10 protein-coding genes and 1 pseudogene are annotated in these 12,494 nt (G+C 40.6%); 5 read left to right on the top strand and 6 right to left on the bottom strand.

Annotated features, from left to right (window positions below; genetic code table 11):
- Positions 1-64: 64 nt before the first annotated feature.
- The gene (locus tag HMPREF1551_RS02180) at positions 65-385 is read right to left on the bottom strand and encodes a DUF6660 family protein (RefSeq protein ID WP_144267029.1); all 321 of its coding nucleotides are present in this window, start codon (positions 383-385) and stop codon (positions 65-67) included.
- Positions 386-462: 77 nt separating this feature from the next.
- Entirely contained in the window at positions 463-669 is a 207-nt protein-coding gene (locus HMPREF1551_RS02185; protein ID WP_021627385.1) for a hypothetical protein, read from the bottom strand.
- A gap of 189 nt (positions 670-858) precedes the next feature.
- Between HMPREF1551_RS02185 and HMPREF1551_RS02190 the strand changes: the two are divergent.
- Positions 859-1,062 (top strand): annotated as a pseudogene (locus tag HMPREF1551_RS02190) (DNA ligase LigA-related protein); the annotation flags it as partial.
- A 1,135-nt stretch (positions 1,063-2,197) separates the two neighbouring features.
- On the opposite strand, the gene HMPREF1551_RS02200 reads toward HMPREF1551_RS02190, so the two are convergent.
- Positions 2,198-4,846 (bottom strand): putative LPS assembly protein LptD, encoded by a 2,649-nt coding sequence (locus tag HMPREF1551_RS02200; protein ID WP_021627388.1) that lies wholly within the window; start codon positions 4,844-4,846, stop codon positions 2,198-2,200.
- A gap of 217 nt (positions 4,847-5,063) precedes the next feature.
- On the opposite strand from HMPREF1551_RS02200, the gene HMPREF1551_RS02205 reads away from it, so the two are divergent.
- The 4 genes from HMPREF1551_RS02205 to HMPREF1551_RS02220 all read left to right on the top strand — a co-directional run bounded on the left by HMPREF1551_RS02205 (position 5,064) and on the right by HMPREF1551_RS02220 (position 10,369).
- On the top strand, positions 5,064-6,089 hold the full coding sequence (locus HMPREF1551_RS02205; RefSeq protein WP_021627389.1) for an N-acetylmuramoyl-L-alanine amidase: 1,026 nt from the start codon (positions 5,064-5,066) through the stop codon (positions 6,087-6,089).
- Between the two features lie 50 nt (positions 6,090-6,139).
- Positions 6,140-6,769 carry a hypothetical protein gene (locus HMPREF1551_RS02210; protein ID WP_021627390.1) on the top strand — a complete coding sequence of 210 codons (630 nt, stop codon included), beginning with the start codon at positions 6,140-6,142 and terminating at the stop codon, positions 6,767-6,769.
- A gap of 39 nt (positions 6,770-6,808) precedes the next feature.
- Positions 6,809-7,681, top strand: a complete 873-nt coding sequence (locus HMPREF1551_RS02215) for a nucleoside phosphorylase (RefSeq protein WP_021627391.1) — start codon at positions 6,809-6,811, stop codon at positions 7,679-7,681.
- A 441-nt stretch (positions 7,682-8,122) separates the two neighbouring features.
- The gene (locus HMPREF1551_RS02220; RefSeq protein WP_021627392.1) at positions 8,123-10,369 is read left to right on the top strand and encodes an FUSC family protein; all 2,247 of its coding nucleotides are present in this window, start codon (positions 8,123-8,125) and stop codon (positions 10,367-10,369) included.
- A gap of 28 nt (positions 10,370-10,397) precedes the next feature.
- Here the strand turns inward: HMPREF1551_RS02220 and HMPREF1551_RS02225 are convergent, their stop codons facing one another.
- From HMPREF1551_RS02225 to HMPREF1551_RS02235, 3 genes are read right to left on the bottom strand one after another with little or no spacing between them, the layout of a single operon-like run.
- Positions 10,398-10,937, bottom strand: coding sequence for a PIN domain-containing protein (locus tag HMPREF1551_RS02225; protein WP_021627393.1), 540 nt, complete (start codon positions 10,935-10,937; stop codon positions 10,398-10,400).
- Between the two features lie 2 nt (positions 10,938-10,939).
- Positions 10,940-11,287: an STAS-like domain-containing protein gene (locus HMPREF1551_RS02230; RefSeq protein WP_021627394.1), complete on the bottom strand. Its 348-nt coding sequence runs from the start codon at positions 11,285-11,287 to the stop codon at positions 10,940-10,942.
- Positions 11,288-11,289: 2 nt separating this feature from the next.
- Entirely contained in the window at positions 11,290-12,162 is an 873-nt protein-coding gene (locus HMPREF1551_RS02235) for an ATP-binding protein (protein ID WP_021627395.1), read from the bottom strand.
- Between the last annotated feature and the right edge of the window lie 332 nt (positions 12,163-12,494).

Raw genomic sequence — 12,494 nt, forward strand, 5'->3', positions numbered from 1 at the left:
TTACAAAAACGCACCAGTCAAAGTAAAGTAGGGGCGAATGGCAATTCACCCTTATGTTGAAGAATTAAGCTATTTTAGGAGGAACCCAGATATTTCCCAAGTAGGAGGAATCTATAATAATATAGGGGTAGGAAATCAAGTGTTTGGTTTCTATAATAGGAGAAAGTGTTTCCAAGGGCGTCTCTTCAGAGACAGGAAGAGAAAGTACCATTTGGCAGCAATTGCAGATACATAGCGGGTTGCATAGGTCTATATCACCAGAAGAATGAGAGTGAGATGCACTCATCTCAGCCGTATCATTGCCCTCATATATAGGCATATCACTACATGGCAATACCAACAATGCCACAAGATAAAGACCTAATATGAATGCAATACTTTTCAAGTTCTGAGTTTTTATTTTGAGTTACTAATGCCAATCAAGAATTGAATTTGTAGTTCTGCTCTTGAAACCACTAACCACTATTTCTTCAGATAGTGGCTTACTATTCCCCAAGTGATAGCCGCCAATACAGCGGTTACTCCAGAGATAAAGAGAGCACCCATAGCTAAGTAGCCATTGACAAACATAAGGGCTAAAAAGAGCAAAGCAAATAGTCCTACGCCAAAGATAACCGCTTGTGTTACAGCTTGTTTCTTTACAGTTGCATTAGGTAATGAATGTCCCATAGTACAAAGGATTTTATAGATGATTCTTTAGCTACAAATTTACGTATTTATCTCTAGGAAAACAAGATATTTTTCGTATTTTTGCGCTTTATCATAACTAAGTGGTTAGTGATTAGTGGTTAGTGATTAATGCTTGGTCATTAGTTGCTAATGGTTAGTCATTAGTCACTCGTCATTAGTCACTAAAAAATGGACACTATCTTATCGCAGATTGAAGCGCTTCGCAAGGAGCTTAACGAGCACAACTACAATTATTATGTGCTCGATACCCCCTCTATTTCCGATTTTGAGTTTGACCAAAAACTCAAAGAATTACAAGAATTGGAGGCTAAATACCCCCAGTACAAAGACCCTAATTCGCCAACGGTGAGGGTAGGGGGAGAAATCAATCAATATAATAGCTGGTGCACCAAATATCTCCACTCCCTGTGAGACACTTATAGAGATATCGGCTACTGAGTTTTTGTTGATATTCCGTTGTCTATTGAAAAAAAATAGAGAAGAGAAAGGAGCCCAACAAGTTGAATCTATTGTAAGATGTGGATTATTCTTATCAGGATTATGATAGGCAATTCTCTTATCCCACATAATGATGTCATACAAATGTGTCTCATCAAAATTAGATAAATCTTCTTCAAAGAAGAGAAGTTTATCCTTATCATCTAGAATATAAAGATGTAACTGTGGAAATAATTTCTTGATTGGAGAAAGCAAACTCTTGCAATAGGCAATATATTGCCCTGCATTCAGTGATCGAGAACGAAACCGAGTGATGATTTCTATAGTATTCATAGTCAGTATTTTTGTTTTTTTATTCTCACCTCACTTAGTGATTGTATGTAATATACAAAAAAAGAGCTAAGATATTTATTAATAACACTAAGAAACCTTTATAAAAAAGAGATCTTTCCCTTTTTGTATATAGATAGACCAAAAATATTACCTGTATACAAGCAATTAAGACAAGGAAGAAAAGAGAAAAGAAAAAATAAGATAACATAGCCTATTTGATTTTCTTTTAATAGAAAAAAATTCTCTATTATCCAAGTTCCTAAAATAAAAAATATCACATGTGATGATATTATAAAACACATGTATTTATACAACCATACTTCTCCTTTTTCTTCCTTTATAAGAAAAAAAGGGAGTATATAGACCAATAAGGATACAACTATTACTATTACAAATATATACAAGAATGGTATACGATATAAAATTTATAATGAGTGATTTAGTATGCCACAAAGGTGTCATGTTCTAGAATTAGCTGATACTAACCCTATCTCTTAACAAATCCCTTAGTGTCCTTGATTTTTTGATAATTTCTCTTGCTGGTGTGAGCTTGCAGCTCGTGACCATTACCAGTAGAGCTTACAGCTCATTTTAAGGAGCTATAAACTCCCTTTATCATAAAGTGCGAACTATACTCATACTTCATAAGTAATTTCTCTGTTTTTGGAGAATTTTTCTCGTTTTTGGAGAATCGGATTTTATTTAGGATTATCGTTTGTAATCTTAGCCTTACCTCTTAATTAAGGATCCTATCAGGAGATTTGTTCTTCTCCCACTTGAGGTCGGAGAGCATAGAGGCCTTTATCCCAATAAAGAAATGCCAGGAGTTGCGGTCTCCGAAAGGGGAGAAACTGAAAGACATTCGGAAACTGTTCAGGTCGCGCTCAAAACGGAACTGGGTATAGGTGATACCTTTGTCCTTGAAATCGTAACCGGAGGACATCCCCACTCGGAACTTAGGAGTGAGATCTATATTCCCAGATACCATTAGGGAGTTATTGGATATCATAGGATTACGATTCGAATTGGCATAGGAGAGCGAATAAGCGAGGGTCAAGTCCCATGGCATAGCAGCGTTGTATAGGCGAGGCTTCTCGTCCTTTTCCTTATCTTTCCCTTCTTCTTCCCCTTTCATGGGCTTGCTCAGGTCGGTATTCATAGCTGCCCCAAAGAGGTCATCGGCACGGCCTCCAGAAGCAGTATTATCGGTATTGGCGCCCTTCTTGAAATTCTTGCTGGAGAAGGTATAATTCAGGGTCATATTGGCATTGGTAAAGCGGAAAAGGCTTCCTCCGTTATTGATATTGAACTTCTCCAACTGTCGGCCATTGATATCGATCGCATAGGGGTTGAAAGTAGCCCCGAAGTTGACCCCCAAGGTATTGTTGAAGAGCTGGGTACCTCCAGTCATATTCAGCGGAGAGAAACGTTTGTTCCTTAGGTCATAACCCGAGGAGAAGTTGAGGCTATTGAGTAGCATCACCTTTTTGGGCTTGGCCTCCTCTATAGAATCTTTGCTTCGTTCCCGTACCTTTGCCTCAAAAGTATTGCTCAAAGAGAAGCTCATAGAGCTGGACTCGGTACGGCCAGGTGCCCCATAGAGGCCTCCTTCGAAACGGCTATAATCGCGATGGGTACCAAAGGCATCGGCTATGTAGTAGTCGTAATATTTGTCAAAAGAAGGGGTATAGCCATAATTCACAGAAGGGCGCATCACATGGCGGATTGCCTGGATTTTTTTATCTTTTCCAAAATCAAAAGTCCCATAGATAGTCGTTCCCAGTCCCGTCCCGAAGTTATAAGTCATATAGCGATCGAAGCCATTGAGGGTATCCTTACTCACCTTGTTAGTCAGCTCATTATAATCGTTATACTTGACCGTCTTGAACTGCCAAGTCTCGTTGATTGAAGCGTTCAGCGACATACTGACAAACTTGAGTATCTTGAAATTGGTCGATACAGGGATACTATGCCTGAAGCCCGTTTGCCCCTTGTCGAACATCGTCTTGGAGAAAAAGTCCCTATCGGTGGTATTGTAACGATTGTCTCCCTGTAAGCTATAATTGAAGTTGATATTCTGTATCAAGCCCTTCTTACTCATTCCCTGTTTTACAAAAGGATAGATACGATCCATACTCACTCGCAGGGCAGGGAGGGTCATCTGGATACTCTGCGTATTGGTATTCTGAGAGTGAGAAGCGGTAAGGGACAGATTCACCGATGGATAAGCCGGGAAGGTACGCGAGTAGGAGATGGAAGAGGAGAGTGTATTGTTCAGAAAGTTGGCCGAGTTCTGCTGATTGTATGAGTTCTTATAATAGGTAGAGCTACCCAAGTTCACCGAAGAGGAGAAAGTGGAGAGCGGGCTGGACTTACTATCCTGAGAGTGAGACCATTGTATATTATAAATAGAGCTACGGCTATAGTCGGGAAAGCCCCTTTGGCTATAGATAAGGTTCTCATAGCGCACACTTAGGTTACCGGAATACTTATAGCGCTTGCGATAGGTAGAAGCCCCCCGAAGTCCATAGCTTCCGTTGGTATAATAATCCCCAGTAAGGGCTAAGTCCAGATAATCAGAGATGACAAAGTAGTAACCTCCATTTTGGATATAGTAGCCCCTATCGTTGACCTCCCCAAAAGTAGGAAAGAGGAGCCCAGAGGTACGTGAATCCACCATGGGGTAGTAGGCGAAAGGCAGCGCTATAGGGGTAGGCACCTGAGAGATATACATATTGCTGAAGCCGGCAACGATTTTCTTTTTAGGGACAAACTTAGCCTTGCGCAAGCGAATGTAGTAATCAGGGTCATCGAGGTCTTCGGCAGTAGTGATCATCCCTTCCTTGAAGAAGTAGGTAGAATCATTTTCCTTTTTGATGATTTGGGCACGTATCTTATTCTCATCCTGCGTGGTATAAGCGTTGCGGATGATTGCTTTCTTGGTCACATAGTTAAATCGGATCGAGTCGGGTTCGATCACCTGCTCTGCCTGCTTGAATACCGGCGCCTGTACCAGCTCCCCTACACTATCCTTGATACGACCTGCGTAGGCCTCGCGCTTCTTATAATCGATGACACTAATCCCCGCCTTCAGGTCAGTATCCTCATAAGTAATCTGAGATTGGTTATAGAGCGATACCTTGTTGAGCGATCGGCTGATGACCACACTGTCCTTGGCGTGATAGCGCACCACATCGGTAAGGGTCGATTTTCGTTTGGGCAAAGAATCCCGCTTGAGCGTATCGGCACCTTCCTTGGGGGGAATAGCAAGAGAATCTGGCTTAGTGAGCGAGTCCAAAGGAGGAAAAACCTCCACTAAGGGGGTACGAATAGCCCAAGACCTATTCAGCCCTTGCTGGGCTGAAAGTCCTATAAAACAAGCCATCGTACTAAGGTATAAGATATATTTTTTGTATCTTTGCAAAATATAAACGAGCCAGTGTGTGGATTCAACATTTTTTATTTACCTTTGCATTTTGAAAATCAAAGTTTTAAGCAATAGGTAAAGACTTTATTTTCAGAGGTCAAACTTACGGATATTTTTTGTATCACGAAAGCGATAAAGGAAGTTTGTGAATGTTTTTAAAGAAATTTTATAATTAATGAAAAAATATTTTTTCTATATCTTTTTACTTTTTTCTCTCTCTATCGAGGCACAGACGGAGCCTTTTAAGATTGTTTTGGATGCGGGACATGGAGGAAAAGACCCCGGAAAGGTGCATAAGAAAATCTATGAAAAGGATATCGTACTGAAAATCATCTTATTGTTAGGCAAAGAATTAGAGAAAGATCCCCTCTTCAAGGTAATCTATACCCGGCGAGATGACCACTTCATAGAGCTATATGAGCGCGGGACTATTGCCAACAAGGCGAAGGCTGATCTTTTCGTATCGGTACATTGTAACTCCTCTCCGAGCAAGGATGCCCATGGTTCGGAATCCTATGTATTGGGCTTACATGTCAATGACATCAACTTTGAGGTTGCCAAGGAGGAAAACCAGGTGATTTTCTTGGAAAAAGACTATAAAGAACGCTATGCTGGCTACGATATTAATTCGCCCGAATCCTTCATAGGGCTTTCTATCATGCAAGAGGAATACCTCGAACAGAGCATTCAGGCAGCCAAGCGGGTACAATCCTCCTTAGCCGAGAACACCCAGCGCCGTGACCGTGGCGTGAAGCAGGCCGGCTTTATCGTACTTCACCAAACCTATATGCCTGCCCTGCTGATAGAAACTGGCTTTTTGAGCAATCAAGAGGAGCGCGAGTACCTCAACTCCATCGCTGGACAACAACAGATTGCCATCAGTATTGCTAAGGCTATCAAAAACTATTACCATTGGCTAAAGAACAACAGCCAGCTTAGCAAGGAAGCCGCTGCGGCTGCTCGTGGTGATATGTACTACCGTATCCAAATCGCTACCAGCAACAAGGATTTGGCTGCGGTACCCTCCAACTTCAAAGGACTTAGCCCCATTCTCAAAGAAAAGATAGGTAACGCCTTCCGCTACTATTATGGCAAGGAAACCGACCTGAAGAAAATGGAAAATCTACTACAAATCGCTAAGAAAAAGGGCTTCACCGATGCCTTTATCGTAACCTTTATCAGTGGGAGGAGAGCAAACTAAAAAGTGAAAAGTGAAAAGTGAAAAACTAACAACTAACCACCACTAAAACTGTGAATAAAAATGAACTTAAAGATGTCCTTTGCGGAGCGAGCCAAGTTAGCTATGGAGCTCCTATCCAAGCAATCGCCTGTTACCTTAAAAGAGGCCAGATCTCAGGCTATAAGAGTCAAGAACCGAAGTCAATCAAGGAAGAAGAAACAGAGAGACTCTGTCAGTGGATAGAGGAGCACCACTTTTGGTATTCTTCTATTGATATTGCCAACTTTGTATCTGCTGGAGCCGAACAAAAAGTCTATTTAGATGGAGAAAAAGATGTTTTAAAACTTAATGACAGCATCTATTATGCTTCATGGCTGGATTATTTGTATAATCTTTTGCTTAATAACTATCTTTTTCCTGATACTGCCTATGAACTTTTAGGCTTTTACAGAGAAAATAAGACCCTATATGCCGTAGTGAGACAATCCTTTGTGAAAGAGAATGAACCTACTTCTTTAGAAAAAGTAAAAACCTATTTAAAAAATAATGGTTTTGAGACTATTCGCAACAATGATTATAGAAATAGAAAATTAGGCATTATTTTAGAAGACCTACACGATGAAAATGTTCTAACTAAAGATGGAGTCTTATTTTTTATTGATACTGTCTTCTATTTAGAGAGTGACTTTTGGAATGATTAGCACCTCTTACAAACTATAAACCCTATAATTCTAAAAGCAATGAACAACGCAGAACTTATTGTCTCTGGAGAGGGACGTATCTATCACCTGAATATTCATGCCGAGGATATCGCCTCTACCATTCTCTTGGTAGGTGACCCACAACGAGTACCTATGGTGAGTGCTCATTTCGACAAAGTAACATTCACCGCTCACAAACGGGAATTTGTCACCCATACAGGCTATCTGAATGGCAAACGTATCTCGGTGGTTTCCACAGGGATAGGCCCCGATAATATAGATATCGTGCTCAATGAAATAGATGCACTCTTCAATATTGACTTCGAGCGCAGAGTTGCCAAGGAAGTACATACGCCCTTAACCTTCATTCGCTTAGGTACTTCTGGAAGTTTGCAAGCCGATATTCCTGTAGATAGCATTGTCCTTTCGGCTTTTGGCTTGGGCATGGACAACCTTCTACACTCCTACAAAGATAGCCCTAAGGTACGTGAGCAAGCCATGGAAGAAGCCTTTATCGCTCATACCCAATGGTATATGGACAAGGGACACCCCTATATTGTAAAAGGAAGTGAGGCACTCTTGCAGCGGTTCGACTCTCCTGCCGTTTTCAAGGGAATTACCGCTACTGCCCCAGGCTTCTATGCCCCTCAAGGCAGAAGACTGCGCCTTACACCTCAAGACGACCAACTCAATGAGAAATTAGCCTCCTATTGCTTTGAAAGCCATCGTGTTACCAATATGGAGATGGAGACTGCCGCTATCTATGGTCTTAGCAAGCTCTTAGGTCATCAGGCACTGTCCATGAACGCTATCATCGCCAACCGCCCCGCAGGTACCTTCTCCGCAGATCCTGGAAAAGCGGTGGAGAAACTGATACAATATGCACTTTCTATAGTGACCAATGACCAATGACAAGTGACTAATGATGAGTGACAAGTACTAATAACTAATGATAAAAAAATCCTCACGGGTGGTGAGGATTTTTTACTTAAAACTAACTGATTTCTAATGAGGTTAAAACAACTGATATAAAAACACTAAAAAAGAACTTGCTCATTAGAAAAACGTAATGGAAATGAAATACTAAAAACATTCCTTTACAGGCGGATTTTTACATCCAAACAACAACAGTGCAAAGATATAAATTTTTTCTGAATAAACAAGCGTTATTTTTAATTATTTTAAATAAAAGTTTTTACTCATTGATTATCAATTAGTTACAACTCAACACTACCGACTTAACCCCTACAAGTAGGTATGTTACGCTCGCTGGTATCCGAGCATGTGAATAAAAAATATTTTTTATTTTTCCCAAAGATATTGTACTTTTGCACTTAGAAGTAACGACCACAGATGAAACGACTTGATTTTTTAGATTTTCTCAAGAGCTACGCCTTCGTTATTGGGGTAATGAAGTCCTTCGCTATTCTTACCTGCGCTATAGCAGGGTGGCTGTTGGGCGGTGTATATATATCGGCAGGGCTTACTGCGGCTACGACCATTATCATGATTGCCCCAAGTGATATCCCTGGTAACCGCAAGCACCACTTAGGCGGGATTGCCATTGCTACCCTTTTTGTGGCTATTAGCTCCGTATCGGTGAATTTCGTTCATGCCTATGGTTCGCTGTGGCAGCTGCTGACCGTCATGGCCATACTGACCTTTTGCTATGCTTATATCTCCCTCTATGGGGCGAGGGCAGCGATGGTCTCTATTGCGGGGATCTTCACCCTCACCTTGGCCTTGGTGCGCCCCCAGCAGGGGATCCAGATCCTCTACAATGCGCTGTATATCTTTATGGCAGGGGCTTGGTATATCTTTTTAGTTCGGGTACTGATGTGGATTCGTCCGCGCCAATATAGCGAGCAGCTCTTAGCCCAGTGCATGACCCTTACGGCTAGATATTTGCAGACCCGCGCCTTGCTCATTCGCAATACTGCTCACCGTGTGGCCAATAAGCAAGTACTCCTCTCCCTACAATCCTCCCTGAATGAGGAATATGAGAAGCTACGCGCGGTGCTTTTGGATTCCCGTTCCAAATCAGGTAAGACCAACTACTTACAACGCCAGTTCCTTATCTTTATCGAGATGGTGGATATCTTCGAATTGGCCATTGCCAACCCTATCCCCTATGAAAAAGTGGATAAATATACCCAAAAGAACGCTGTTTTCTTTGAGAAATATACCCACTTCTTAGAGGAAATCTCCCAAATTCTCCTTAAAATGGCCGAGTATATAGGGGAAAGAAAGAAAGGTACCTTCTCCATTAGCCTTAAAAGCCTTTTGGAAAAGCAATTGGAGTTCAAGCAGGCTTATATCGCTATCAGTCAGGAAGGTTCTTTCTCCGAAGAACAGATGCTTTTGGAGAAAATGTACCACTATTTGGCCAAGCAGACCCAAAATATCTATAACGTACAACAGATATTCAACAATTACTATACCCAGGAGGTGAGTTTCCGCGATGAGAAGAGCTACCGCCGCTTTGTCAGTGTGGACAACTACTCCATCAAGCGCTTGGCCGACCACTTTTCGTTTCAGTCGTCTTTTTTCCGCCATGCCTTGCGCTTGGCCATTGTAACGGTAGTGGGATACCTTATCGGGGAAGCCTTTGAGGTACAGAACCCCCATTGGATTCTCTTTACCGTATATGTGATCATGCGTCCTGGCTATGGCCTTACCCTAAGTCGCTCCAAGGACAGAGCTTTGGGTACGCTTATCGGGGCGGGATTTGCTTTTATCTTGGTCTATATCTGTCAGTTTGTCCTACACTTGGACTACGAGATTTACAAATATATCTATGGGCTAACCATTCTCATGAGTATGCCCTTTGGTTATGGGCTATTGCAGGAGAATTTCAGTATAAGTGCGATTTTCCTCACCCTCTACATTGTCTTAGCTTATGCACTCTTTGTCCCCAATGCGATGAGCGTGGTTCAGTACCGTGTGGTGGATACCCTGATTGCCTTTGCCCTTTCGGTGAGTGCCAACTACCTGCTCTTCCCCTCATGGGAGCATAAGAACTACAACCTACTGATTATCAAAAGCCTTAGAGCCAATTTAGGTTATACCAATGAGCTAATCAAACGGGCAGACAAGCCTGAAATCACCACCGAGTACAAGGTAGCCCGTAAGAAGGCTTTCTTAGCTTTGGCCAACCTGAATGCGGGTTTGCAGCGTATGCTCCAGGAGCCTAAGTCTCAGCGGAAGAACTACAACGTCTGCAACGAGATACAGGTGCTTCAGCAGGATTTCCTCTCCTGCGTAGCGACCCTTAGCACCCAGCTTGTTGAGCCCCCCTCCCCTATTGTCCGTGACCTTTTTGTTCGCGCCATACAGGAGATACAGCACAAGCTACAGCACTGTGTAGCCCTCTTGGATGGCAAGCTGGATGAAGAAATACGCCCCTTTGACCCCCAAGTCTTCTACGAAATCCGCCAGACAACCCTTGAGCTATTTGCTGAGCAAGACAAAACCAATGCTGTCGATAGCCCCTTAGCCGCCATTCGCCCCCAAGAGATGCTCTTTTTTACCGAACAGCTGAACTACCTAAGGGAACTGACCGAGAATATTGAAAGACTCATTGGGCAGTTGGGTAATTAGGTAATGAGTCAATATGCCAATTAGCTAATTATATCTTGACGATGGTAATACCTTTATCAATATTGTCAAAATCATTATCGGAAGTTACCAATATCCAATCATTTTTAGCACATAGTTCAAGATAATAGGCATCATTGTAGTCTATATGGAAGTTTTCAATGATATGATTGCTATTAATAGCATTGAAGTTGTCAGGATATTTTTGCACAAAATCTAAGTTATAGATTTTATCGAGCATTACTTTCACATCTTCAAGATTATTTCTATAATCTTGGCTTTGTTTGTAATCTTTTTTGTAATCTCCTGACACATTTTGAGGATGTTTCTTCCATATATTATAGAAAAAGCGCATAGAAGTATTAGCAAACTCACTTACCACAAGGCTTACTAAGGCAATTTGTAAATTATAAGTACGTATATTTCTGAAAAAACTTGTTGCTTTTTCTTGCTTTTTCTCATTACTATTAATCATAGGAGCTAATAGCATGATCCAGATATTATTGTCAAAGAAATATGTTTTATTAGCTTTGAACTCATGTTGTGAGTAGGGGATAATAGTATTAGGCATCTCTATAGAATTTCTTCAACAGCTTGTTCAAAGGCTTCTTGATTGGCAAAATATTCTTTAGCATAGGTCGCTACCATCTTAAAAAGGGCTTTATCCTTATCATCTACATTTACTAACTTAAGATGAAGATTAAGAAAATCTCCCTTAAAATCCTGATAGAGCTTGCCTATAGCCATATTAAGGAAGGCAGTAATGACAATAGTAATCCCTTGAAAGTCCAATTCTACTATATTCTCTCTGCGAAGTGCTTCTACTATAGCCTGATAGACCTTCTTTCCATCATCGGAGCTAACTGCCAAATCCGAATCTATGATGTTTTTAACTATCAAATGTTGCTTTTTTGTTTCCATACTTAAAATATATTGTCTAAGCTTTCTTCTTTTAGCCTATAATGCTGCTTATCATTTAGATTAAATGACAGATTTATCAGTGTTCCTCCAAAAGGAGCGGTTAACCATTTAGTAACAACCTGTCCATTGGAAAATTCATAATAGCCATCAGAAGAGACAATATGTATTTTCCCTTTATTGAGCTTGATAAACTCAGATATAATACCCAATCCCAGTCCTCCAACCTCTCTTTTAGTAGTATTGCCCGAAACCATAGCCCATTGTATCGCTTCACTTGCTGATATTTCTCTTTCTAAGAAAGAAGAAACATTCTCCTTAATTGTAATCCCTCTATCTACAATTGTGAAATGAAGCGGTTTCTTAGGATTTCTTGGAAAAAATTGTCCACAGACATGTATGTAATCACACCTTCCATGTGTCCTTGCATTCTCGTATAGTTCAAAAATATTTTTAGCAATCTCATTACCTAATTGGTTGCTAAGAGAGGGAAATTCCGGTTTAGCAAACAATTGCTTAATATAATCATAAAATAAGGCATCATCTTTAGGATTTAATCGTTGATACTTCAAAGAAGTATCATACCTATCAACCAATTCAGAATAACCATAATTCACTAGAAAACTATTTTTTCTCAAGATATTAGAGAGCTTATGAGGTATATTTTCTAAGCCAATAGTATTCCCATTACTTTCCAATTTTTCAAAGAGTGCCCCTATAAGCGCACATAGGTTCGCCTCCATGAAATCAATTTGGCTGAAATCAAATATAATAGTTTGATTGTGATATCGTAGGGATTGGTTATACAAATCACACAAATAATTATATCCTTGAAAGTCGCTTTTTATTTGTCTTTCAGATAAGAACACCCTTTCCACAAGCCTCTGATTTAAACTGCAAAAATACTATTTTTTTCAGTACTCCACAAGGAAAAGTTTTGAATTCTGAGTAATGCCCCCATCACTACCCGACTGCAAAATTACAATATTGGAAAAGCAAAGTCAAGAAAATGAAAGGCGAGAAGTAAGAATTTATACGATAAAAGAAAATGTTAAGCCCTCAAATACCAAAAAGCCTCTTCGCAAAAAGGAAGAGGCTTATAGTTCGCTTTTTAAGTGCCTGTTTTACTGCTTGTGTAAAAGGGCAACTATAGACGAAAATGCTATTGCATTTTCACGGTGCAAAGGTACAATTATTTTTTTAGCAGACA

It is taken from the genome of Capnocytophaga sp. oral taxon 863 str. F0517 (assembly GCF_000466425.1).
Lineage (GTDB): Bacteria > Bacteroidota > Bacteroidia > Flavobacteriales > Flavobacteriaceae > Capnocytophaga.